Origin of the sequence: Streptomyces sp. NPDC096048 (assembly GCF_044763415.1) — a bacterium.
Taxonomy (GTDB): domain Bacteria; phylum Actinomycetota; class Actinomycetes; order Streptomycetales; family Streptomycetaceae; genus Streptomyces.
Map to the genome: position 1 here is coordinate 407,681 of NZ_JBIWGG010000002.1, position 23,073 is coordinate 430,753.

Sequence of the window (23,073 nt, forward strand, 5' to 3'; positions counted from 1 at the left end):
CGAACGTGGCGGTGACCAGCCGGCCTTCCGGCTCGTTTGCCAGCAGGACGCGGCGTGCGCCGGCGTACGCCGCGTCGCGGCCGACGCCCTGCGGTGAGACGCGTTCCCGCCCGTCCCGAGCATTTTCCGTGAGCGAGGAAACGCGTATGCACCTGCCACCGACCGACTCCCGGCCACGGGTTCTGCATGTCACCCAGCCGGTGGACGGCGGGGTCGCCCGCGTCGTGTCGGATGTGACGCGGGCTCAGCTCGCCGCCGGGCTGCGTGTCGCGGTCGCCTGCCCCGACGGAGGTCTCGCGGCCGGCCTGCGGTCGCTGGGCGCCGACGTGCGGCGCTGGCCGGCGACGCGGTCGCCGGGTCCGGCGCTGGTGCCGGAGGTGCGGCGGCTCGCCCGCGTGATCGAGGACGTACGGCCCGACCTGGTGCACGCGCACAGCGCGAAGGCCGGTCTCGCGGCCCGGCTCGCCGTACGCGGGCGCGTCCCGACCGTTTACCAGCCGCACGCCTGGTCGTTCGAGGCGGTCGGCGGGGCCGCCGCGGTCCTCGCGCTCGGCTGGGAACGGTGGGGGGCGCGGTGGGCGGCGCGCATCGTGTGCGTGAGCGAAGCGGAGCGGCTGCGGGGGGTGCGGAGCGGGATCCGCGGGCGGTGGGCGGTGATCCCGAACGGCATCGACCTCGACCGCTTCGGTGGGCAGGGAGCGGAGGGTGTGGGCGGTGGCGCGGAGGCCGTCGACGACGTACGGCACCGGTCCGGCGCCGGCCCGCACGGCCCGCTGGTGGTCTGCGTGGGACGGCTGTGCCGGCAGAAGGGGCAGGACGTCCTGCTCACCGCGTGGCAGTCGGTCCTCGCTCGGGTCCCGGGAGCCCGGCTGGTGCTGGTCGGCGAAGGCCCGGACCGCACGCGGCTCGCCGAGCGCGCCTCGGCGTACGGATTCCTCGGCGACGACCCGGCCCGGGCCAGGCTCGCCGAGTACACATCGGTACCCGGTTCGGACGACGGCGTACCGGCCCCGGCCCGCCCCGGGGAACGCGCCCCCGCGTCCGTGGTGTTCGCGGGCGCCGTCGCCGACGCCGGGCCCTGGTACCGGGCCGCCGACCTGGTCGTCCTGCCGTCCCGGTGGGAGGGCATGGCGCTGGCTCCGCTGGAGGCGATGGCCTGCGGTCGGGCCGTGGTGGTGACCGACGTGGACGGCGCCCGCGAGGGCCTGCCGCCCGCTCTCGTGCCGCACTGCCTGGTACCGCCCACGGCCCCGGAGGCGTTGGCCGACGCGGTCACCGGGCTGCTGCTCGACGCCCCGCTGCGCGCGTCGCTCGGCCGCCGGGGGCGCGCGCACGTCCGGTCCACGCACGACGTACGGCACACGGCCGCGGCGATCGCGGCGGTGTACGGCGACCTCCTCGGCGACGGGCGGCCGACCGGGACACGCACCGTCCCCGGCGACAGGCCCGCGCTCGTGGGGCGGTCGGCCGTCGTGCCCATCGAGTACAGGGAGTCCACGCACCCGTGACCGCGGAAAGCACCGTCCCCAACCCCGCCGGCCAGCCGCGCGGCCTCGGCTCCTCCTCACCCGTCTCGGTGCTGCCGCAGCGTGCCGGTACCGCGGGTCTCCGGTTCCCCGACGGGCTTCCCGCACCGCGGCCGGAGTCCCCGCTGCCGCTGCTCGTCGCGGACGGCACGGCGGCGGCGGTGCCGGGCTTGCTGATGCTCACCGGCACCCCCCTCCAACCGCTGCTCGCGGCCCTGCTGGTCGCCGCCTCGCTGCTGCCGCGCCCACGCCCTTCCCGGCGGCTGCCGGGTGTCCTGGACGACCTGCCCGCCCTGTGCGGCCGGATCACGGTGGTCTGGCTGGCACTGGCGGCGCTCGTCGCGGCGTACGCCCCGCCGCACGCCCTGTCCGCCCGCACGCTGTTCCTCGGCCTCCTGCTGCACGCGGCGGTGGGCTGCGCCGGCCGGGGCGTCGTGCACCGGCGGCGCCGCACCGCGCTGCTGAGCCGCCCGCGCGCGGCCCTGATCGTCGGCCCCGCCGCGACCGCGCAGCGCGTGGCCTCGGCGGTGCTGCGGCACCCGCGCTGCGGGGTGCGCCCGGTCGGGATCGTCGCCGACGACCCGGGCGGCGCCACGGGCCTGCCCGTGCTCACCACGCGCGAGGAGGTGCAGCGGGCGGTCGTGCAGAACGGCGTACGGGACGTGCTGGCCGTGCACCCCTCGGTCCGGACGCGGCAGGGGCCGCTGCTGCGGGCGCTGGCGGAGTCCGGCTGCGTGGTGTGGGAGGTCGACGCGGACGCCTCCGCGTACGCGGGCCGGGAGCGGCTCGCCGGGTTCTCCTGCCGGCCTCTGGAGTCGGGGGCGCGGCGGCCGGGCGGCGCCGGCAAGCGGGTGCTGGACGTGACGGTGTCCGGGGCGCTGTTGCTGCTGCTGAGCCCGTTGCTGCTGACGTGTGCGACGCTGCTGCGGGTCATCGGCGGGCCCGGCGTGCTGTTCCGGCAGGAGCGCGTCGGCAAGGATGGCCGGCTGTTCACACTGCTGAAGTTCCGCACCCACCGCCCGGCCGACGAGCACGAGTCGGCGACCCGGTGGAGTGTGGCGGACGAGCGCCGGATGCCGTGGTTCTGCCGCTTCCTGCGCCGTACGTCGCTCGACGAACTGCTCCAGCTGTGGAACGTCTTCCGGGGCGACATGAGCCTGGTCGGGCCTCGCCCCGAACGACCCTATTTCGTGGCGCAGTTCAGCCGGACCTACCCCGGTTACGCCGCCCGCCACCGGGCGCCGGCCGGCATCACGGGCCTGGCCCAGATCAACGGGCTGCGCGGCGACACCTCCATCGAGGACCGGGCCCGCTTCGACAACGCCTACATCGACGACTGGTCGCTGTGGCAGGACGTCTGCATCCTGCTGCGCACGGCCGTCGCGCTCGTGCGCCCCACCGGGAGCTGAGCGAGGTGGCCCAGACCCTGCCCCTGCGGTCCGCCGCACGGTCCACCGCGCGCGTACGGCACCTGCCGCCCGTGCTGGCCGTGGTGGCGGTCGTCGCGCTGCTCGCCCTGCCGGCCGCGGGGGACGGCGAGGGCGGCGCCCATCCGGCCGACGCGGCCTCCGGGGCGGTGGTGCTGTACTGCGCCCTGCGCCTGGTGCGGGACCGGCGGCGCCCCCTGACCCGTACGGCGGCCGCGGTGCTGGGTTTGCCCGTGCTCGGACTGGCCCTCGCCGCCATGGGCGCGGTGTCGCCGGGCGCCGGGCTCACCGGGCTCGGCCGCTACCTCCAGGTCTTCGTCCTCGTGCCCGCCGCCGTACTGCTGCTGGTCCGCGGCCGGGACGACGTACGGCTGCTCGCCTGGTCGATGGTGGGGCTGGCGGTGTGGCAGGGGGCGGTCGGCGTGCGCCAGTACGTCACCGGGACCGGCGCCTCCTACCAGGGCGAGCAGATCCGGGCCGTGGGCACCTTCGGGCCGCAGGACGTGATGGGGATGGCGACCGTCGTCTCCCTGGGGCTGGTCTGCGCGGTCGGGCTGGCGCTGGGCCATGCGCCCGCCCGGCGGCGCGTCCTCGCGGCCGGGTGCGCGATCGCCCTGCTGCTGCCGCTCGCCCTGTCGTTCAGCCGTGGCGCGTGGATCGCCACGGCGGTGACGTGCGCGGCCCAACTGCTGCTCGCCGGGGCGCGCAGGGCGCTGGCGGTGGGGGCGGCCGTGGTCGCGGCGGGCGTGGTGCTGGTCGGCGGGTTCGGGGTCGGTACGGCGATGCTCCAGGAGCGGGTCGGCAGCATCACGCAGGTCGCCGACTCGCCCGACCAGTCGGTGACCGACCGCTACACGATGTGGGCGGCGGCGGCCGGCATGTGGCGCGAGCGGCCGCTGACCGGCGTGGGTCTGAAGGGCTTCCCCGAACACCGGGACTCGCACGCCTCGCTGGCGCTGTCCTCGGGCAGCGAGACCGACGGCGCGGGCGCGGGGTACCGCAGGCAGCCGCTGCTGTCCCCGCACAACATGTACCTGCTGATCCTGGCCGAGCAGGGGCTGATCGGACTGCTCGCGCTGGCGGGGAGCTGGCTGGCGCTGCTCGTCCTGGGGCTGCGCGGGCTCCGGACGGTACGGCGCTCCGGTGCGGGGTCCGGGACGGACTGCGCACTGGTCGCGTGCGGACTGCTGGTGTGGCAGCTGACCGACTTCGCGTACGCCGACATCGGCGGGCCCTCGACCGTACTGACGGCGGTGTGCTTCGGGCTGGCTGCCTGGTGGGCGCTCGGGGGCGGGGGCGGGGCTGGGTCTGGGGCCGGGACCGAGGCCGGGGCCGGGGCCGAGGCCGGGGCCGGGGCCGAGGCCGGGGCCGGGGCCGAGGCCGGGACCGAGGCCGGGTCTGGCTCCGGAACCGGGGCCGGGGCCGGGCCCCGCTCCCGGACCGGGTTCGGGCCCGGTGCGGAGGAGGTACCGGCGCGATGAAGGTGACGCCCTTCCGGGCCGCCCGGCCCCCGTCCGTACCGCCGGCCCGGAGCGCCGCACCGGACGTGGACACCCGGGCGGCGGCCGAGGGCCGGTCCTCCGGGGGCTTCCTCGCCCGGGCCGCGCTGCTCACGGCCGTACTGTCGGTGGCCGGGTCGGTGCTCGGGCTGGCCCGGGACCAGGCGCTCGCCCGGCTGTTCGGGGCCGGCAGCGAGACCGACGCCTTCCTGGTGGCGTGGACGGTGCCGGAGTTCGCGGCGACGCTGCTGATCGAGGACGGGCTGGCCTTCGCTCTGGTCCCGATGTTCAGCCTGGCCCTGGCCCGCCGCGCGCAGGGCGCCCCCGGCGACCCGGTCCGCGCGCTGGTCGCCTCGACCCTGCCCCGGCTGGCGCCGGCCTTCGTCGCGGTCGGCGCGCTGGTCGTCGTATGCGCCCCGCAGTTGGTCCGGGCCCTGGCGCCGGGGCTGCCCGACCACGCCCTCGCCGTGGACTGCACCCGGCTCACCGCCACCTGCGTGGTCAGTTTCGGGCTCGCCGGGTACTGCAGTGCCGCCCTGCGCGCGCACCGCCGGTTCCTGGCGCCGGCGGCGATCTACGTCGCCTACAACACCGGCATCATCGCCACGATGCTGGTACTCGGCGGACGCTGGGGGGTGCGCTCGGCGGCGGTCGGGGTCGCGGCGGGCGGCTTCCTGATGGTGGCGGCACAGCTGCCGTCGCTGCTGCGGCAGTTGCGGCGCCGGGACGGCGGCGAGCGGCCGGCGGGCACCGGGGACCAGGCGCGTCCGCTGGCCCTCGCCCTGTTCACCACCGTGCTGCTCTTCGCCCTGTGCCGCCAGTCGCAGGTCCTCATCGAAAGGTTCCTCGCCTCCGGGCTCCCCTCCGGCGCCATCTCGCACCTGAACTACGCGCAGAAGGTGGCCCAGATCCCGATGACGCTGTCGCTGATGCTGTGCACGGTCACCTTCCCGGTGGTGGCCCGGGCGATGGCCGACGGCGACACCGAACGGGCCCGCGACCGGGTCGAGCGGGACGTGGCGCTGGCGGCCTGCCTGGTGTTGCTGGGCGCGGCCACGGTCGTCGCCTGCGCGCCGCAGATGATCCACCTCCTCTTCCAGCGCGGCGCCTTCACGGCAGCCGACACGGCGGCGACCGCGGACGTCATGCGCGTGTACGCCCTCGGGCTGCTCGGCCAGACCGTGGTGGGCGCACTGGCCCGCTCCTACTTCTCGGCGGGCCGCGCCAGCTGGTACCCGCTCGCCGCCATGGCCGTCGGCATCGCCGCCACGGCCGGTATCGGCGCCCGGGCGGTCGGCCCGTGGGGAGTGACCGGCATCGCGGCCGCCAACGCCGCCGGCATCACCGTCACCGCCGCCCTGCTGCTCGCCGGGATGGGCCCGCGCAGCGTCCCGGTCCGCGTCCGGCGCGTCCTGGGTGACCTGGTCAGGCCGGTGCTGGCGGCGGCCGGCGCGACCGTCGCGGGCGCGCTGGTCGCGGACCGGCTCACCGTGCCGGCCGTCTCCCTCGCCGCCGGCGTGGTGACCGTCGTCGGCGTCTTCGTCCTGCTCGGCCGGGTTCTGCGCGTCCAAGGCGTCGCGCCGGCCCTCGATCTCGTCCGCTCCGTCACACGAAGGCTCCCGCATGGCCGCTTCGGCTTCCGTTCCCGCGTCCTCATCCGCTTCCGTTCCCGTGTCCTCCTTCGCTTCCGCGACCGTTTCCCCTTCCGCGGATCCCGTTGACGCCCGCACGCGTCCCGACACCCGCACCCGTCCCGGCGGCTACGCCCGCACGCGCCCCAGCACCGTCCCCTGGGTGGCGATGTACCACTCCGTCGGCGACTGCTCGGACGACCCGTACCGCATCACGGTCACGCCCGACCGGCTGGACGCGCAGCTCGGCTGGCTGCGGCGGCGCGGGCTGCGCGGTGTGCCGGTCGGCGAGCTGCTGGCCGCCCGGGCCCGGGGCGGTGGCCGCGACCTGGTGGGGCTGACGTTCGACGACGGGTACGCCGACTTCGTCGAGCACGCGCTGCCGTGCCTGCGCCGCTGGGACTGCGGAGCCACCCTCTTCGTGCTGCCGGGCCGGCTCGGCGGCGACAACGCGTGGGACCCGCTGGGCCCGCGCAAGCCGCTGCTGACCGCCGACGGCGTCCGGCACGCCGCCGCCGAGGGCGTCGAGATCGGCTCGCACGGTCTCACCCACGTGGACCTGACCCAGGCGGACGACGCCACGCTGAAGGCCGAGACCACCGAAAGCAGAGCACTGCTCTCGGAGTTGATCGGTGCTCCGGTCACCGGCTTCTGCTACCCGTACGGCGCCGTCGACGCCCGCGCCGTCGACGCCGTACGCGCCGCCGGTCACACCTACGCCTGCGCCATCGACCCCGGCCCGCTGACCGGCCCGCACGCCCTGCCCCGCGTGCACATCGGGCAGCGGGACACGGCCGTACGCCTGCTGCTGAAGACCCGGCTGCACCGCCTGCGCCGCCGCGCCGCGGCCGGGGTCTGACAGGAAGGGCACGAAGGACATGAAGGCCCTGCACATCATCACCGGTCTCGGCGTCGGCGGTGCCGAACAGCAACTGCGGCTGCTCCTGCGCCACCTCCCCGTCGACTGCGACGTCGTGACGCTCACCAACCCGGGCGCGGTCGCCGACGGACTGCTGGCCGACGGCGTGAACGTCGTCCACCTCGGCATGGCCGGCAACCGCGACCTGGCCGCGCTGCCCCGTCTCACCCGCTTCATCCGCACCGGCGGCTACGACCTCGTGCACACCCACCTCTACCGCGCCTGCCTCTACGGCCGCATCGCCGCACGCCTGGCCGGCGTCCGCGCCGTCGTCGCCACCGAACACTCCCTCGGCGACTCCCAGATGGAGGGCCGCCCGCTCACCCCCGGCATCCGCGCCCTCTACCTCGCCGGGGAGCGGCTGGGCAGCGCCACGGTCGCCGTCTCCCCCACCGTCGCCGACCGGCTGCGGCGCTGGGGCGTGCCCGCGCCCCGCATCGAGGTCGTCCCCAACGGCGTCGACCTGGCCCGCTTCCGCTTCGACCCCGTCGCCCGGCTGCGCACCCGCCGCCGTCTCGGCCTGCCCCAGGGCGCGTACGTCGTCGGCGGCGTGGGCCGACTGGCCGCGGCCAAGCGGTTCGACGTCCTGGTCCGGGCCCTGGCCCGGCTCCCGGACGACTGCTGGCTGCTGCTGGTCGGCGGCGGCCCCGAGGAGCACGTCCTGCGCCGCACCGCCCACGAGGCCGGAGTCGCCGACCGCGTCCTGCTCACCGGCGAACGCCCCTACGTGAGCGACGGCTCCCCCGGCCCCGACCTGCCGTCCCTGGTCTCCGCGATGGACGTGCTCGCGTCGCCGTCGCCGGAGGAGGCCTTCGGCCTGGCGGTGGTGGAGGGCCTCGCGTCCGGGCTGCCGGTGCTCTACGCCTCCTGCCCGGCCATCGAGGACCTGCCCCCGGCCGCCGCGCTCACCGCCCGGCGGGTCACCGGCGGCGAGGAGGAGTTCGCCCGTGCCCTCGCCGAGGTCCGCGCGTCCGCGGGCCCGGGCCCCGGCCCGCGCACCGCCCCCGAGGCCGCCCGCCACTACTGCGTCACCCGCAGCGCCGCCCAGCTGATGGACGTGTACGCGGCCACCCTCACGCACCCGTTGTCCCCGGCACCCCAGGGAGTCAGTTCCGCATGACCGAGCCCCTCACCCAGTCCCCGGCCGAGCCCGCGGCGCGGGACGAGGCCGATCAGCCCGCCCGTCCCCGCCGCGCGCTCATCGCCCCGCACCGCGTCCTGCGCCGCCTGCGGTCCCTGCCGCCCTGGTCCCCGCTCGCGGCCGGCGTCCTCGCCGGCGGACTGCTCGGCGCCGGCTACGGCCTGGTCACCGCCCCGCGGTACACGGCCACCAGTTACGTGGTCGCCGTCCCCTCCGACAAGTCCGACCCGGCGTCCGCGCTGGGCTTCGCGCAGGCCTACGGCCGGGTCGCCACGCAGCTCGCGGTACTCGGGGACGCCCAGATGTGGGCGGGCGTGCCGGTGGCGAAGCTGAAGGAGAGCGTCCGCACGGCGACCTCGCCGGACGCGCCGATGGTCTCGGTGACGGCCACCTCGGCGCGCCCGGACGAGGCCGCCGACATGGCCAACGCGGTCGCCCGCGCGCTGACCCGGCACGCGGACGCGTCGGCCGACGACACCCACGTGGAGCTGCGGCAGTTCGCGCGCGCCACCGAGCCCACCGAGGAGTCCTCGGCCTCGGCCGCCGTGACGGGGCTGGTGGGCGCGAGCGCGGGCGGTCTGCTCGGCGGTCTCGCGCTGCTGGTCCGTCCGCGCCGGGCCGCGCGGGAAGCCGGCCGCACGACGGCGGCCGTGCCCGGGCCCGCCTCGGCGGCGGACGTCCACGGACAGCTGTGACGCACCCGACGACGTACAGGACGGCGTACACGACCGAACTGGTCACCGACGAGCGCGCCTTCGCGGAGCTGGCCGCGGACTGGGGGCGGCTGTACGGCCGGTGCTCCACCGCGACCCCGTTCCAGAGCCATGCCTGGCTGCACTCGTGGTGGCGGTCGTACGGCGTGCGGGGCCGGCTTCGGCTGCTGCTGGCCCGCGACAGCCGCGAACTGGTCGCCGCCGCGCCGCTGACGCTCGTACGGCGTCCGGTGCCGTCGCTGGTGCCGCTGGGCGGGGCGATCTCCGACTACGGCGACGTCCTGCTGGACGACGAGCGCGGGCAGGACGCGGTGGCCGCGCTCACCGAGGGACTGTCCGCGGTGGCCCGCACCGCGCTGATCGACCTGCGCGAGGTACGGCCGGGTGCCGCCGCCGAACGGGTCTACGCCCATTGGCGCGGCCCCCGGCGCCGGGTGGCCGACTCGCTCTGCCTGGAGCTGCCCGCCCGCCCGATGGACGAGCTGACCGCCCGGCTGCCCTCGGCCAAGGGCCGGCAGCGGGTGCGCGCCCAGTTGCGCAGGCTGGACGCGCTGGGCGTCAAGAGCCGGATCGTCCTCCCGGACGAGGTGGACGCCGCGCTGCGGCGGCTGCTGGAGCTGCACCGGCTGCAGTGGCAGGGGCGGAAGGTGACCGGTGAGCATCTGCGGACGCGGTTCCGCGACCACCTGGTACGGGCGGTGGGCCCGATGGTGCGTTCCGGGGACGCGGTGGTCACCGAGTTCCGGATGGACGACGAGGTGGTGGCCGTGGACGTGACGCTGCTGGCGCGGCGGCTGGCGGGCGGCTATCTGTACGGAGCCCACCCCCGGCTGCGGGAGCGGAAGGCGGACGTGGCGGTGATGCTGCTGGACGCGTGCGCCGAGCACACCCGCGCCCCGGGACGCGACACGCTGAGCCTGCTGCGGGGCGACGAGCCGTACAAACACCACTGGCGCCCGGAACCGGTGCCGAACCAGCGGTTACTGATGGCCCGTCGGCATACGGCCCCGCTGCTGTCGGCGGCCCTGTGCGACGTAGCCGCACGCCGGCGGGGCAAGGAACTGCTGCACCACTGGCAGGTGCGCGAGGAACGGAAGGAGCGCGACGGTGGCGGCAGGACCTGACCGCCCCCGCCGCCCCTTCCGCCGCCCTCGTCGTCGCCCCCGCCGGCGGCTACTTGCGGCGCGAGTACCAGTCGAGGCGCATGCAGAGCTTCCCGCCGAGCCAGTACTCGACCCAGTCGCCGAGCTCCAGCGGCGAACAGTCGGCCGACGGCTCGGGCGCGCTGGGCGGCACCGCGGGTACGGGCGGCGCGGTGGGCGCGGTGGGCGTGGCCGGCTCCGGGACCGTGGGGTCCGGCTCGTCGGTGCGACCGAAGAGCACGGACCGGTAGACCGCGGTGGACCGGGGGTTGTCGTCGCACTGCCACACACCGTGCGGGCAGTAGTCGGTGAGCGTGTTGTACACGGGTTCGTGCTCGTCCATCCACGCGAGCATGCGCCGCATGTACTCGGCGTTGTCACCGTTGCGGAAGAGGCCCCATTCGGGATAGGAGATGGGCTTTCCGTGGGCCTTGGCGAAATCCACGTGCGCCTGGAGTCCGTACGGTTCCCTCACCTGTTCGTCGAACGCCATTCCGCGTGGCTGGTCGTACGAATCCATACCGATGATGTCGACCGTGGCGTCCCCCGGATAGCACCGGGTCCAGGGAATGGCGTCCCGGCCGCGGCTCGGGGTGAAGTCGAACCGGAATTTCTGGCCCGGCACCGAACGCATGGTGGTGACGATCCTGTTCCAGTACGTCTTCCAGGCCTCCGGGTCCGGCCCGCACCGATGGGTGTAGGTGATGCCGTTCATCTCCCAGCCGAGCACGAGGACCGTGTCCGGAACGTTCAGTTCGACCAGCCGTTCGGCGAGGGCCCTGAAGTGGTGATCGAAGCGCCCGGCGGCCCCCTGGCGCAGCAGTTTCCGCACCTCGTCGTCGTCGACGCCCTCCTCGTTGCGCTCCATCATGGGCACGTTGAGGACGAACATCCGGTCGGCCTCGCGGGTGCGCCAGTCGGCCCACACGTCGAGGAAGCCGGGGGCGCCCTCGATGTTGCTCCAGAGGTCACCGGGCAGGTACGTGTGGCCGACGCGCAGTTCGGCGCCGCCCAGCCAGTGGCTGAGCTGCGCCATCCGGGCCACGCCGCGCGGGCCGTAGTCCAGGTACGCGCCGAAGGCGGGAGCGGCACCGGGCTTCCGGTCGGGGACCGCGGGCGCCGGCGCGGGCGGTGCCGGTGCGGGCGGGACCGGCTCGCCGGCGGCGACCTGGGGGCTCGCGGCCAGCAGTGCCGCCGCCGCGACCACCGTCGCGACGCCGCGAGCCGGCCGCCTGGACCGGGTCCGTGACTGCCGTACGGCCATGACCGGCTCCTCTCCTAGCCCCGATTTCTTGCTGCTTACTGACACTCAGTCATATGAAATGCCATCACGCCACCGCCGCTACGGCTTTCGAGTGCGCCGATCGCCCGCACCGGTGACCCGAATCGAATGCGAAGGAAGTTTCCCGTGTCGCTGTTCGACACCCGCGTCCCCGCCGTTCTGCTGCGGACCGACCGGAATCCCTTTCACCACGGAACGCTGGGTGCGGTGCGTTCACTCGGCCGCGCGGGCGTGGACGTGCACGTGGTCGCCGACTGCGCGCAGAGCCCGGTCCGCGCCTCGCGTTATGTGAGCCGGCTGCACACCCCGCCGCCGCCCGGGGCGTCGCCCGCCGACATCGCGGTGGTCCTGCGCCGCGTCGCCGCGCGGGTCGCGCGTCCCGCCGTACTGATCCCGATGGACGACGCGTGTGCCGTCGCGGTGGGGCGGATGCGGGCGGAGCTGGCGCCCGCGTACCTGCTGCCCGACCTGCCGGGCGCGCTGCCCGAACGCGTGGCGGACAAGGCGGAGCTGGCCGGCGTGTGCGCGTCCCTGGGCGTCCCGCACCCCGAGACCCTGGTCCCGGACGGCCCGGCCGAGGCCGCCCGTGCCGCCTGGCGGCTGGGGCTGCCGGTGGTGGCGAAGTGGAGCCGACCCTGGCTGGTGCCGCCGGGCGGCGGACTGCGCAGCACCGTGCTGGTGCGCTCGGCGCGGGAGGCCGGTGAGCTGTACCGGCGGGCCGAGGAGGCGGGCAGCCGGCTGCTGCTCCAGGCGTTCCTGCCGCCGGGACCGGACCGCGACTGGTTCTTCCACGGGTACGCCGACCGCTCGGGCGCGGTGCGGGCGGGCGGTCCCGGCCGCAAGACGCGCGCCAGGCCGCGCGGCGCCGGTCTGACGGCGGTCGGCCGCTGGACGCCGAACCCGCAGGTGCAGGCCCTGGCCGAGCGGATCACCGGCGAGCTGGGCTACCGGGGCATCCTCGACCTCGACTTCCGTCGCTGCGGTACGACGGGCAGCTATCACCTGCTCGACTTCAACCCGCGTCCCGGCGCCCAGTTCCGGCTGTTCACCGACACCGCCGGGCTGGACGTCGTACGGGCCCTGCACCTGGACCTGACCCACCGCACGCTGCCGGACGGGGCGCCGCAGCCGGGGCGGGCGTTCGTGGTGGAGAACTACGCGCCGCTGAGCGCTCTGCGTCCGGCGCCCGGCGGACGCGAGCTGGCCTGGCACGCCCCGGACGACCGGGCGCCCGGCCGGGCCCTGTGGACCCTGTGGGGGCGCCACGTGACCGCACGGCTGCTGGACCGCCTGCGCCGGAAGGACCGCCGCCCGCGCGCCGGGGCACCGGCCCGCGCCCGCGTGGTGCGCCAGGCGACCGCTCCCTCCGCCGACCGCTCCGACCGCCCGGACGACGACAGGGCGGGCAGCCACTGACGCGCCGCCCTCGCCGGGCGCGTGCCCCCGGGGGCGCCGGAACTTCGGCGCGATGGCCCGCGGGGCGGCAGCGGCAGCCCGCCCGGCCCCGGCGGCGGGCGTGGCACCTCGGTGGGCCGCTCGTGCCGGGGTGCGGTGCCTCGCCGGCAGACGGGTCCCGATGCGTGGCGCCTCGGTGGGCCGCTCACGCCGAGGCCCGGCGACTCGCCGGGCCGTCCATGCCAAAGCCCGGCGACTCGCCGGGCCGGTCACGCGCGGCGTCTGCGCCGGGCGCGGCGTCTGTCACCGGCGCCGGGCGCCACAACGCCCCCGGCGACCGTGCGGGGTCGGCCGGGGGCGTCGGGGGCGGGCTGGGGCCGGGGTCAGCGGTGGGAGGCGGCGCGGCCTCGGCGGTACAGGATCGCGCCGCCGGCGATCAGCGCGGCACCGGCGGCCGCTACGGCGGCGGACGTGGCCTCGCTGCCCGTCTCCGCGAGGACCGGAGGCTGCTCCACCTGCGGGGTCGGCGGGGTCTCCTTCTCGCCGGCGGGCGGCGGGGGCTCCTCCTCGCCGGGCGGCGGGGGCTCCTCTTCCTCGGTGGGCGGCGGCTTCTCCTCGTCGGTCGGCGGCGTCGTGGGCGGCGGCTCCTCCTCGCCGTAGCCCGGGGGCTCCTCCGCCTGGTTGTCGCAGGAGTTGCCGAAGACCGGGTTCAGCGCCGCGATCACGTCGACGGTGTTGCCGCAGAGGTTCACCGGCACGTCGACCGGCACCTGCGCGTTGTTGCCGGAGCCGACGCCGGGTGAGCCCACGGCCGCTCCGTCGGCGGAGGCGCCGGACGGAACCCGGACGTCCTCGGCGCTTCCTCCGCCGTACGCACCGTCCTGGTCCGAGCCGTCGTCGCCGTGGGGCGCGCCGTGCTTCACGGAGCCGCCGGCCTGGTCGTCCGAGCTGTTCTCGCACTCGTTGCCGAAGGCCGGGTTCAGCGCGGCGATCACGTCGACGGTGTTGCCGCAGGCGTTCACCGGCACGTCGACCGGGACCTGGACGGCGTTGCCGGACGCGACGCCCGGCGAGTTCGTGGCGGCTCCGTCCGCATGCGAGTCGGCAAGGGCGGGGCTGCCGCACAGGGAAAGGATGCCCGTCGCGGCTGCTGCCGCGACCATCCCCCTGCTCAGGGTCTGTCGCACTCTGTTGTCTTCCTGCTGGTAGAGGTGGCTGAGGGGAACGGGCTGCAGAAAGGGGAAAAGCCGGCCCTGAACCAAACGAGTTGGCCAAGGCCGGCCGTGACGCAGCCGGTCGGTTCGGAACGACGTCAGTCGTTCACGCACACGTTGCCGAACGCGGGGTTCAGCAGACCAACGACGTTGACGGTGTTGCCGCACACGTTGACGGGAACGTGCACGGGGACCTGGACGACGTTGCCGGACAGGACACCCGGGGAGCCGACTGCGGCACCCTCGGCGCCCGCGTCGGCGAAGGCCGGGGTGGCCATGCCGAGGGCCAGGATGGCGCCCGCGACGACAGCAGCGCTCTTCTTCATGAACTTTCCCTTCTCTGCGGTCATGCCTGAATGACGGCCGAAACCGCGCGAGCACAGCATTGACGGCTCGCACCATGACCTGCAGCCTGCAAACGAGGAATTGACAGCCGGAGAAACTATGGAACGGGGTGTCCCGCGATATTCACTCGGATGCACCACGACCTGTTACGGCCGTACCCCCAGGACAGCGACGACATCGTTCCGCTCGCCCGGCGAAAACCTGACCCGACCCGTGTACGACCGGGCGGCCCGCGGGAAAGTCAGCGGGCCGCCCGGGCTGAGCGGGATGCGGCTCAGCCCTCGCTGTTCGCCGACAGGACCGACAGGTCCTCCAGGACGTGCGACACGGCACCGTCACGCTTGGCCTGCGTGGAGTTGTCGTCACACTGCTGGTTCAGGTCGTCCGCCAGAACGTTGACGTCCTGGATCGGGACGATGTTGATGACGGCGACGTTGATGTCCTCGAGGCCGACGCACGGCTTGTTCAGCGTGCCCTCGACCAGCGAGAGCTGCGGGCTCATGTCGCCGTCGGTCGCCGAGTTGCCGAACGACGACGAGGCGCCGTTGCCGTTGGCCACGGCCGGCCCGTTGTCGTCCCCGATGGCAAACGCCTGAGGAGCGGCGGCAGCCGTCATGCCGATCACAGAAGCGGCAGCCGCCGCGGCGACCATTGCCTTCTTGAGCACTTCGCGTTCCTTTCGTCGTAGCGACGCACTGTCCTACGGCCTCATCAACCCGGTGGGGAGTGATTGGTTGCGGGCGTTCACCCGGTTGGCCCGCATCGGATCTCGAAAGCGCAGGAATATCCGCTGGAACACGCGGCGGTACCCGCATCCGCACACATTTGCCGTTGTGGGCCGTCGGAGTGAACGGGAGAAACCCGAACGCACTCACGGAGTTGACCAGAGGGCTCCGGTGGACGGGGTTTCCTCAGAAAGGACTGGCCAGTGATCAAGAAGGTTGTTGCCTACGCGGCGATCGCCGCCTCCGTCATGGGGGCCTCCGCTGCCGCGGCCCCGCAGGCTATGGCGATCGGCGACGACAGCGGCCCCGTCTCCGCGAACGGAAACGGCGCCTCGCAGTACTTCGGCAACTCGGCGACCCACGGCAACATGAGCCCGCAGATGGCGCTCATCCAGGGCTCGTTCAACAAGCCGTGCATCGCCGTCAGCGACATCCCGGTCAGCGTCATCGGCATCGTCCCGATCCAGGACCTCAACGTCCTGGCCGATGACATGAACCAGCAGTGCGCCGAGAACTCCACGCAGGCCAAGCGCGACGGTGCGCTGGCGCACCTCCTGGAGGACGTCTCGATCCTGTCCTCCAACGGCGAGGGCTGACATCGGCCGGGGGCGGGCCGCCGAGCGCATCGGCGGCCCGCCCCTTTCGCATGCCCTCGCCGCCCCGCTCAGCCCCCGGGCGCCGCGTAGAGCGCCTCGATCTGGTCCGCGTACGCCGCCACCGCCGCGTGCCGTTTCACCTTCAGCGACGGGGTCAGCAGCCCGTTCTCCTCGGTGAACTCGCCCTCGACGAGCCGGAAGGCGCGGATCGACTCGGCCCGGGAGACGGCGGCGTTGGCGTGGTCGACCGCCTTCTGGACGTCCGCGCGCATCCGCTCGTCCCGTACGACCTCGGACATCGGGGTGTCGGCGGGCAGCCCCCGGACCGACAGCCAGTGGGCGACGGCGTCCGGGTCGAGGGTGACCAGGGCGGCGACGAAGGGGCGGTTGTCGCCGACGACGAGGCACTGGGCGACGGGCGGGCGGCTGCGCAGGCGGTCCTCCAGGACGGCCGGGGAGACGTTCTTGCCGCCGGAGGTGACCAGGAGGTCCTTCTTGCGGCCGGTGATGGTGAGGTAGCCGTCGGCGTCGAGGGAGCCGAGGTCGCCGGTGGCGAACCAGCCGTCGGTGAGGACGGCGTCGGTGGCCTCCGGGTTGTTCCGGTAGGCGCCGAAGACGATGCCGCCCTTGATGAGCACCTCGCCGTCGTCGGCGATGCGGACCGAGGTGCCGGGGATCGGCGGGCCGACGGTGCCGGGGCGGGGGCCGAGCGGCGGGATGACGGTGGCGGCGGCGGTGGTCTCGGTCAGGCCGTAGCCCTCGTAGACCATGATTCCGGCGGCGTAGAAGAACAGGTTGAGGTCGTGGTCGAGCGGGGAGCCGCCGCTGATGGCGTAGCGCATCCGGCCGCCCAGTTCCGCCCGGACCCTGCGGTAGACCAGCAGGTCGTACAGGGCCCAGCCGGCCCGCAGGGCGGGGCCGGGGCCCTTGCCGCGGCCGAGGAAACGCTCCAGGTGGGCGGCGCCGAAACGGACGGCGAGATGGTGGGCGCGGTCGAAGGAGGCGCCGCGGCCGATCTTCTCGGCGGTCGCCCGGCCCGTGTCGTGGATCTTCTCGAAGAGGTACGGGACGCCGACCAGGAAGGTCGGGCGGAACGTCTTCAGCGCGGGGCGCAGTTCGTCGGGCTTGATGCTCGGGAAGTGGCCGATCTCGATGCGGGCCATCAGACAGGCGATCTGGATCGTGCGGCCGAGGATGTGGGCGAGGGGCAGGAAGAGGAGGGTCGAGGCGGTCTGGCCGGTGACCTCCTTGAAGATCGGGTGCAGCAGCTCGACCGTGTTGGCGGCCTCGGCGTGCAGGTTGGCGTGGGTGAGGACGCAGCCCTTGGGGCGCCCGGTGGTGCCTGAGGTGTAGCAGACCGTCGCCACCGTGTCCGGGGTCAGGGCGGTGCGGCGCTTGGTGACCTCCTCGTCGCTCACGCCCCTGCCGAGGGCGGTGAGGTCCGCGAGTGCGCCGGCGTCGAGTTCCCAGGCGCGCGGGCCCTCGGGGTGGTCGGCGGTGCCGGTCAGGACGGTGGCGGTGTTCGCGGCGGTCTCGGTGACCACGTGCCGGGCGCCGGAGTCGCGGACGATCCATTCGACCTGGTCGGCGGAGGAGGTGGCGTAGACGGGGACGGTCCGGCCGCCGGCCGCCCAGATCGCGAAGTCCAGGACCGTCCACTCGTAGCGGGTGCGGGACATGACGGCGACCCGCCCGCCGGGTTCCAGGCCGGCGGCGATCAGGCCCTTGGCCACGGCGGTCACCTCGCGGGCGAACTCCGCCGCCGTGACGGGCCGCCAGGCCCCGTTCACCTCGCGGCGCAGGACCACCGCGTCGGGGGCCTCGGCCGCGTTGGTGAACGGGATGTCGGCGGTGCTGCCGGTGGTGGGGCGGGGCGCCAGGGGGGCGGTTCGGGCCTCGCGGACGGTGCCGTCCGCGTCCCGGACGGTCTCGGTCCGGGTGCGGGACGCCAGGTCGCCGTGCCGTTTCGCCCGTTTCAGGTCCCTGCGTACGCCCATGTCGGCTCCCGGTCGCGGATCGGAGTGGTGTCGTGCTGCCTGTTCCCGTTACTTACTTGAGAGTAAACTTACTTGCGCGTAAGTGGTCAACGGGTGTGGCGGCTCAGGTCAGCCGGTCCGCTTGCCGCACCGCCGTGGCGAGCTGCCGGACGTCCGGGTCCTCCGTGCGGTCGGCCAGCGCGCCGGCACGTTCGGCGAGGGCGCCGAGGTGCGGTGCGCCGGGCAGGGCGCCGTCGCCGTCGCCGTCGTACGGGGAGCGCAGCGCGTCGGCGAAGTAGGCGGCCGTCGCCGTGACCCGCAGGCCGCGGTCCGCGCCCCAGACCGAGTCGGCGAGGGCGCCGGTCTCCACGTCGCCGGACTCCTCGTGGGGAGCACGGGTGCGGGGGTCGAGCCAGCGGACGGTGGCCGTGGCGAGGTGGCCGTCGGCGCCGGGCCGGGTGCGGACGGCGTACAGGGCGGTGACCGTGTGGCCGGGGCCGACCTCGCCGCCGTCGACGCGGTCGTCGCGGAAGTCCTCGTCGGCGACCCGGCGGTTGTCGTAGCCGACGAGGCGGAACTCGGCGACCGTCTCGGGGTCGAAGGCGACCTGGGCCTTGGCGTCACGGGCGGTCAGTTCGATGTGGCGCGGGAGTTGCTCGCAGAAGGCCTCGCGGGCGTCCTCGGTGTTCGAGACGTACGTGGTGTGGCCGTCGCCCCTGTCGGCGAGGCGTTCCATCAGGGCGTCGCCGTAGTCGCTGCCGACGCCGATGCCGAAGAGGGTGATGCCGTGCTCGCGGCGGGCGTCCGCGATGCGTTCGAGGATGGTGTCCGCGTCGGTGTCGCCGGTGTTGGCGAGGGCGTCGGAGACGAGGACGACGCGGTTGGTGGCGCCCTCGCGGCGGCCCTCGACGGCGGTGGCGTAGCCGGTCTCGACCCCCGCGCCGAGGTTGGTGGAGTCGGTCGGCTCCAGGCTGTCGATCGCGTCGTGGACCCGGCCGCGACGGTCGCCGAGCCGGGTCATGGGCAGCACCGTCTCGGCCTCGTCGCTGAAGGTGACGAGCGCGACCGAGTCGTCGTCGCGCAGGCGGTCGGTCATCGTGCCGAGGGACTCCTTGGCGAGGTCGAGCCGGCCGGGTTCGGCCATGGAGCCGGAGACGTCGATGACGAACGTCAGGGCGGCGGGCGGGCGTTCGCCCTCCTGCTCGGCCGCCCGCGTGGCCAGGCCCACGCGGACCAGCGACCAGTCCTCCTCGTCGGTGCGGGCGCCGTCCACGGTCACCGTGAAGCCGTCGCCGTCGGGGCGGTCGTAGTCCTGGCGGAAGCTGTTGACGAACTCCTCGGGCCGGACCGTCGACGGGTCGGGCAGCCGGCCCTCGGCAAGGGTGCGGCGGGCGTAACCGTAGGAGGCGGTGTCGACGTCCAGGGCGAAGGTGGAGAGGTGGTCGGGGGCCGGGGCGGTCTCACGGGGGTCCCCGTTCTCGCCGGGCTCCCCGGTGCCCGTGTCGCCGTCGTACCGCTGTTCGCCCTCGCCGCGTGGGCGGTCGGGCGCGGGCATCGGGGCCGAGCCGCCCCGGGAGTCGGCCGCGGTCTCCTTCGTCCCGTGGTCCGCGTCGCCCCCGCAGCCGGTGAGCAGCAGGCCGCCCGCCGCCGTGAGCGCGAGCAGCGCGCCGATCGGCCCTCGTGTCCGGTACCGCTTCATCTTCCGTGCCCCCTGGTTCCGTTGACGCCGATGTACGTGACTGTGACGGCGGGGCGGGGCGGAACGTGCGGCACGGGGCGTCACGGGTGCGTCTCGAAGTGGGCACGGCGGCGGGCCGTCGAGACCGGTGGGTGACCCTCCGGTGACCTGGGCGCGGTCTCCGCGACGAAGCGGGGTGGGGTGGGGTGGGGTGGGGTGAGGTGAGGTGGGCGGGCTCGATGGCGGGGGCCGAGGGGCCGGGTCCCGGTCCCTCGGCCCGCTCCCCGGCCGGCGCCTCCTAGGACACGATGTCCTTGCGGGCGAACCCCCGGAAGGCCAGGGCGAAGAGCACGAGCGCGTACGTCACCGACAGCGACGTGCCCTGGACGAGGCGGGTCCAGTCCAGTTCGGGCCGGACCGTGTCGAGCCAGGCGTACTGCCAGTGTGCGGGCAGGAAGTCGCGCCAGTCGCCGAGGGCGGTCACCTCGTCCAGGACGTTGCCGATGATGGTCAGGCCGACCGCCCCGCCGACCGCGCCGAGCGGCGCGTCCGTCTTGGTGGAGAGCCAGAACGCGAGGGCGGCGGTGACCAGTTGCGAGACGAAGACGTACGCCACCGTGACGGCCAGGCGCTCGACGGCGGTGCCGGTGGGCAGGCTGCCGCCGGTGGGCAGCTCCAGCGGCCCCCAGCCGTAGGCGACCGAGCCGACGGCGAGCGCGACCAGCGGCAGCAGGACGATCGCGGCCAGGCTGAGGATGAGGGCGACGACCAGCTTGGACCACAGCAGGCGGGCGCGGGGCACCGGCGCCGCGAGCAGATAGCGCAGGGACGACCAGCCGGCCTCCGAGGCGACCGTGTCCCCGAAGAACAGGGCGACGGGCACGACGAGGAGGAAGCCCGCGGAGGCGAAGAGGTTCACCGCGGCGAAGTTGGCTCCGGACGCGGTGGCCGAGTCCATCAGGCTGATCTGGTTGTTGGCCCCGCCCGGCTCGCCGCCGATCCGGAAGGCGACGAGCAGGACGAACGGCAGGGCGAACAGGATGCCGCCCATGACGAGCGTGCGGCGCCGCTTCAGCTGGCGGACCAGCTCGACCCGCACCGGCAGCGTGCGGCCCGCGCGGTAGCCCTCGGCGACCTCCTGGGGGCCGGCGGGCGCGGCGCCTTCGGCCAGCGTGCTCATGCCGGGTCTCCGATCAGGGTGAGGAAGGCGTCCTCGAGGCGCCGGTGGGGGCCCACCGACTCCACGGGCACGTCGAGGCGGACGAGTTCGGCGATCAGGTCCCGGGCCGTGCCTCCGGTGTCCAGCCGGACCAGCAGGCCGCCGTCGGCGACGGCCGCCGAGGCCACGCCCGGCAGGGCGGCGACCTTCTCGACGAGGGGCGCGTCCACGCGCGCGGAGGTGCCCACGAGCAACGTGTCGCCGGAACCGACGATCTCGCCGACCGGCCCGGCCTGGACGAGCCTGCCGTGGTCCATGACCACCAGGTGGGTGCAGGTCTGCTCGACCTCGGCCAGCAGGTGGCTGGAGACGATCACCGTGCGGCCGGCCGCCGCGTAGCGGATCATCACCTCGCGCATCTCGCGGATCTGCGGCGGGTCGAGGCCGTTGGTCGGCTCGTCCAAAATCAGCAGGTCGGGCAGGCCCAGCATGGCCTGGGCGATGGCGAGGCGCTGGCGCATGCCCTGGGAGTAGGTGCGCACCGCGCGGGCGAGCGCGTCACCGAGACCGGCGATCTCCAGGGCCTCGTCCAGGTGCGCGTCCTCGGGCGGGCGGCCGGTGGCCCGCCAGTACAGCTCCAGGTTCTCGCGGCCGGACAGGTGCGGCAGGAAGCCCGCGCCCTCGACGAAGGCGCCGACGCGGGAGAGCACGGGGGCGCCGGGCGCGATGGCGTGGCCGAAGACGCGGATGTCGCCGCCGTCGGGCGTGATCAGGCCCATCAGCATGCGCAGGGTGGTCGTCTTGCCCGCACCGTTCGGCCCGAGCAGGCCCAGCACCTGGCCCCTCTCCACCCGGAACGACAGGTCCCGGACGGCGTACCGGTCGCTGGACTTGGCGTACCGCTTGCCGAGGTCCGTGATCTGGAGCGGCACGTCGGCCAGCGCGGGGTCGGGCGGCGGGGCCGTGGTCCGGCGACGGGCGGTCAGCAGCAGGGCCGCGGCGACGGCGGCTCCCGCGAGGGGCGCCCACCAGACCCAGGCGGGCAGTCCGGCCACCTGTCCGCTCCCGCCGAGTGCCGTCGGCACCAACAGGTCGCCCTCCAGGGAGACGGTGTACGTGGCGGGGGCGGCCGGGGAGGCGTAGCCGAGGTCGGTGGAGGAGAGGACCAGGCGCAGCCGGTGGCCGCTCTCGATCTCATGGTCGACGGCCGGCAGGGTGATCTTCACGTCCCGGCCCGCCTCGGCGTCCGCCACCCTGACGGGCGTGACCAGTTGGGCGGGGAGCACCTGCTGGGCGCCGCCGGGGGCGACGTCGTACACCTTGGCGAAGAGCACGGCCTCGTCGCGGGTGGACTTCACGTGGACCGTCGCGGTCGGGGAGCCGGTGATCTGGAGGTCCTCCCGGACGGGCGCCGACTCGAAGGCGGCGAACTGGCCGGGGAAGTCCAGGGAGACGCCGAGTCCGAGCGAGGAGAGCTGGGACAGTCCGCCGGAGCCGCCGATTCCGGGCAGGGCGGAGACGGCGGGCGGGCTGGCGCCCGCCGGGTTGTCGAAGCTCTGCTCGCGTCCGCGCAGTTCGATCGCGCGGGGCTCGCCGCCCAGGCCGGGGTAGGAGTCGGCGCTCACGCCCTCCAGGCGGGGTTCGCCGTCGCCGCTGCCGGAGCCGAGGGTGCGGCTGACGCGGAAGCCGGGGCCGGTGCCGGCCGACTCGTCGTCCTTCAGGTAGCGGTCGAACCATGCGCCGACACGGGCCTGGACCCGGTCCGTCTCCAGGTCGCCGCCGTCGTGGCCGCCCGAGATCCAGTCGACGGCCACCGGGGCGCCGTTGGCGCGGATCGCCTGCGCGGCCCGGTCGGCCTGGCCGAGCGGGAAGAGGGAGTCGGTCTGGCCCTGCATCAGCAGCGTGGGCACGTCGATGCGCTCGCCGACGGCCTGCGGGCTGCGTTCGTCGAGGAGTTCCACGGCCTGCGGGTCCGGCTGCCCGGACTCGGCGACACGCTGGTACATGCGGCAGAGCTGGTCCTCGAACCGGTCACAGCCGCCGCCGAGGTTGACGAAGATGCCGGCCCACAGCTTCTTGAAGACGCCGTTCGGGAAGAGGGCGTCCGAGAGGTTCCAGTACGTTATGGCGGGGGCGATCGCGTCCACCCGTCGGTCGTGCCCGGCGGCCAGCAGCGCGACCGCGCCGCCGTAGGAGCCGCCGGCGACGCCCACGCGCGGGTCGCCCTTCTCGTCCAGCCGGATCTGCGGCTGCTTCGCCAGCCAGTCGATCAGCCGGGACACGTCGGCGACCTCGCCGTCCGGGGCGTTCAGCCCGATCTTCCCGGTGGACTCGCCGAAGCCGCGCGCCGACCAGGTCAGGACCGCGTACCCGTCCCGCGCGAGACTCTCGGCCTGCTCCCGTACGTCGGCCTTGCTGCCGCCGAAGCCGTGCGCGAGCAGGACGGCCGGGCGGGGGCCGCCGGAGCCCGCCGTGAAGTAGGAGGTGTCCAGGCGCACCCCGTCGCCCACGGCCATGACCCGGTCGGCGCGGTGCACCGGGGGCGGGTCGTCGCCGGCGACGGCCGTCCATGTCCCGGCGCCGGCGAGGACGACGACGGCGGCCGCGGCACAGAGCATCCGCCGCGGCCCCCGTAGCAGCCCTCGCACGCGGGGCAGTCGAAGATCCATGCGTCAACGGTACGGGCCGCCGCCGACAACGGGGGC

Annotated in this window: 18 protein-coding genes; 10 read left to right on the top strand and 8 right to left on the bottom strand. The window is 74.8% G+C overall.

Annotation, left to right across the window (positions count from 1 at the left end; genetic code table 11):
- The first annotated feature begins 146 nt into the window (after window positions 1-146).
- From ACIQ6R_RS06495 to ACIQ6R_RS06530, 8 genes are all read left to right on the top strand, one after another.
- Entirely contained in the window at window positions 147-1,508 is a 1,362-nt protein-coding gene (locus ACIQ6R_RS06495; protein WP_404219211.1) for a glycosyltransferase family 4 protein, read from the top strand.
- Window positions 1,505-2,935, top strand: coding sequence for an exopolysaccharide biosynthesis polyprenyl glycosylphosphotransferase (locus ACIQ6R_RS06500; protein WP_404219213.1), 1,431 nt, complete (start codon window positions 1,505-1,507; stop codon window positions 2,933-2,935). The genes ACIQ6R_RS06495 and ACIQ6R_RS06500 overlap by 4 nt, the downstream gene beginning before the upstream one ends.
- Before the next feature lie 5 nt (window positions 2,936-2,940).
- Window positions 2,941-4,434: an O-antigen ligase family protein gene (locus tag ACIQ6R_RS06505; RefSeq protein WP_404219215.1), complete on the top strand. Its 1,494-nt coding sequence runs from the start codon at window positions 2,941-2,943 to the stop codon at window positions 4,432-4,434.
- Window positions 4,431-6,173, top strand: a complete 1,743-nt coding sequence (gene murJ / locus ACIQ6R_RS06510) for a murein biosynthesis integral membrane protein MurJ (RefSeq protein ID WP_404219217.1) — start codon at window positions 4,431-4,433, stop codon at window positions 6,171-6,173. The genes ACIQ6R_RS06505 and murJ overlap by 4 nt, the downstream gene beginning before the upstream one ends.
- A 79-nt stretch (window positions 6,174-6,252) precedes the next feature.
- Window positions 6,253-6,942: a polysaccharide deacetylase family protein gene (locus ACIQ6R_RS06515; protein WP_404219624.1), complete on the top strand. Its 690-nt coding sequence runs from the start codon at window positions 6,253-6,255 to the stop codon at window positions 6,940-6,942.
- 19 nt (window positions 6,943-6,961) lie between these two features.
- Window positions 6,962-8,122, top strand: coding sequence for a glycosyltransferase (locus ACIQ6R_RS06520; protein WP_404219219.1), 1,161 nt, complete (start codon window positions 6,962-6,964; stop codon window positions 8,120-8,122).
- Window positions 8,119-8,838 (top strand): lipopolysaccharide biosynthesis protein, encoded by a 720-nt coding sequence (locus ACIQ6R_RS06525; protein WP_404177459.1) that lies wholly within the window; start codon window positions 8,119-8,121, stop codon window positions 8,836-8,838. Before ACIQ6R_RS06520 ends, ACIQ6R_RS06525 begins: the two co-directional genes overlap by 4 nt.
- Complete coding sequence (locus tag ACIQ6R_RS06530; RefSeq protein ID WP_404219222.1) at window positions 8,835-9,980, top strand: GNAT family N-acetyltransferase; 1,146 nt, start codon at window positions 8,835-8,837, stop codon at window positions 9,978-9,980. Before ACIQ6R_RS06525 ends, ACIQ6R_RS06530 begins: the two co-directional genes overlap by 4 nt.
- Before the next feature lie 49 nt (window positions 9,981-10,029).
- On the opposite strand, the gene ACIQ6R_RS06535 is transcribed toward ACIQ6R_RS06530, so the two are convergent.
- Complete coding sequence (locus tag ACIQ6R_RS06535; protein WP_404219224.1) at window positions 10,030-11,262, bottom strand: glycoside hydrolase family 26 protein; 1,233 nt, start codon at window positions 11,260-11,262, stop codon at window positions 10,030-10,032.
- A 144-nt stretch (window positions 11,263-11,406) separates the two neighbouring features.
- Between ACIQ6R_RS06535 and ACIQ6R_RS06540 the strand changes: the two genes are divergently transcribed.
- Window positions 11,407-12,696 (top strand): ATP-grasp domain-containing protein, encoded by a 1,290-nt coding sequence (locus ACIQ6R_RS06540; RefSeq protein ID WP_404219226.1) that lies wholly within the window; start codon window positions 11,407-11,409, stop codon window positions 12,694-12,696.
- Between the two features lie 362 nt (window positions 12,697-13,058).
- Here ACIQ6R_RS06540 and ACIQ6R_RS06545 read toward each other — a convergent pair whose 3' ends face one another.
- From ACIQ6R_RS06545 to rdlA, 3 genes are all read right to left on the bottom strand, one after another.
- Window positions 13,059-13,862, bottom strand: a complete 804-nt coding sequence (locus ACIQ6R_RS06545) for a chaplin (RefSeq protein WP_404219228.1) — start codon at window positions 13,860-13,862, stop codon at window positions 13,059-13,061.
- 125 nt (window positions 13,863-13,987) lie between these two features.
- Window positions 13,988-14,215, bottom strand: a complete 228-nt coding sequence (chpD, locus tag ACIQ6R_RS06550) for a chaplin ChpD (RefSeq protein WP_404177998.1) — start codon at window positions 14,213-14,215, stop codon at window positions 13,988-13,990.
- A gap of 293 nt (window positions 14,216-14,508) precedes the next feature.
- Window positions 14,509-14,901: a rodlin RdlA gene (gene rdlA, locus ACIQ6R_RS06555; RefSeq protein ID WP_386507256.1), complete on the bottom strand. Its 393-nt coding sequence runs from the start codon at window positions 14,899-14,901 to the stop codon at window positions 14,509-14,511.
- A 261-nt stretch (window positions 14,902-15,162) separates the two neighbouring features.
- Here rdlA and rdlB point away from each other — a divergent pair, with 261 nt between their 5' ends.
- Window positions 15,163-15,555, top strand: coding sequence for a rodlin RdlB (rdlB, locus tag ACIQ6R_RS06560; RefSeq protein ID WP_404177444.1), 393 nt, complete (start codon window positions 15,163-15,165; stop codon window positions 15,553-15,555).
- A gap of 68 nt (window positions 15,556-15,623) precedes the next feature.
- On the opposite strand, the gene ACIQ6R_RS06565 is transcribed toward rdlB, so the two are convergent.
- From ACIQ6R_RS06565 to ACIQ6R_RS06580, 4 genes are all read right to left on the bottom strand, one after another.
- Window positions 15,624-17,552 (bottom strand): AMP-dependent synthetase/ligase, encoded by a 1,929-nt coding sequence (locus ACIQ6R_RS06565; RefSeq protein WP_404219230.1) that lies wholly within the window; start codon window positions 17,550-17,552, stop codon window positions 15,624-15,626.
- 103 nt (window positions 17,553-17,655) lie between these two features.
- Entirely contained in the window at window positions 17,656-19,230 is a 1,575-nt protein-coding gene (locus tag ACIQ6R_RS06570; protein WP_404219232.1) for a von Willebrand factor type A domain-containing protein, read from the bottom strand.
- A gap of 277 nt (window positions 19,231-19,507) precedes the next feature.
- On the bottom strand, window positions 19,508-20,389 hold the full coding sequence (locus ACIQ6R_RS06575) for an ABC transporter permease (RefSeq protein WP_404219234.1): 882 nt from the start codon (window positions 20,387-20,389) through the stop codon (window positions 19,508-19,510).
- Entirely contained in the window at window positions 20,386-23,037 is a 2,652-nt protein-coding gene (locus ACIQ6R_RS06580; protein ID WP_404219236.1) for a CocE/NonD family hydrolase, read from the bottom strand. The genes ACIQ6R_RS06575 and ACIQ6R_RS06580 overlap by 4 nt, the downstream gene beginning before the upstream one ends.
- Window positions 23,038-23,073 lie beyond the last annotated feature (36 nt).

Bases quoted from the DNA above. Each gene is read 5' to 3' on its own strand.
- ACIQ6R_RS06495 (WP_404219211.1), top strand. From the start codon at position 147: ATGCACCTGCCACCGACCGACTCCCGGCCACGGGTTCTGCATGTCACC.
- murJ (WP_404219217.1), top strand. From the start codon at position 4,431: ATGAAGGTGACGCCCTTCCGGGCCGCCCGGCCCCCGTCCGTACCGCCG.
- ACIQ6R_RS06515 (WP_404219624.1), top strand. From the start codon at position 6,253: ATGTACCACTCCGTCGGCGACTGCTCGGACGACCCGTACCGCATCACG.
- ACIQ6R_RS06520 (WP_404219219.1), top strand. From the start codon at position 6,962: ATGAAGGCCCTGCACATCATCACCGGTCTCGGCGTCGGCGGTGCCGAA.
- ACIQ6R_RS06525 (WP_404177459.1), top strand. From the start codon at position 8,119: ATGACCGAGCCCCTCACCCAGTCCCCGGCCGAGCCCGCGGCGCGGGAC.
- ACIQ6R_RS06535 (WP_404219224.1), bottom strand. From the start codon at position 11,262: ATGGCCGTACGGCAGTCACGGACCCGGTCCAGGCGGCCGGCTCGCGGC.
- chpD (WP_404177998.1), bottom strand. From the start codon at position 14,215: ATGAAGAAGAGCGCTGCTGTCGTCGCGGGCGCCATCCTGGCCCTCGGC.
- ACIQ6R_RS06565 (WP_404219230.1), bottom strand. From the start codon at position 17,552: ATGGGCGTACGCAGGGACCTGAAACGGGCGAAACGGCACGGCGACCTG.
- ACIQ6R_RS06570 (WP_404219232.1), bottom strand. From the start codon at position 19,230: ATGAAGCGGTACCGGACACGAGGGCCGATCGGCGCGCTGCTCGCGCTC.
- ACIQ6R_RS06575 (WP_404219234.1), bottom strand. From the start codon at position 20,389: ATGAGCACGCTGGCCGAAGGCGCCGCGCCCGCCGGCCCCCAGGAGGTC.
- ACIQ6R_RS06580 (WP_404219236.1), bottom strand. From the start codon at position 23,037: ATGGATCTTCGACTGCCCCGCGTGCGAGGGCTGCTACGGGGGCCGCGG.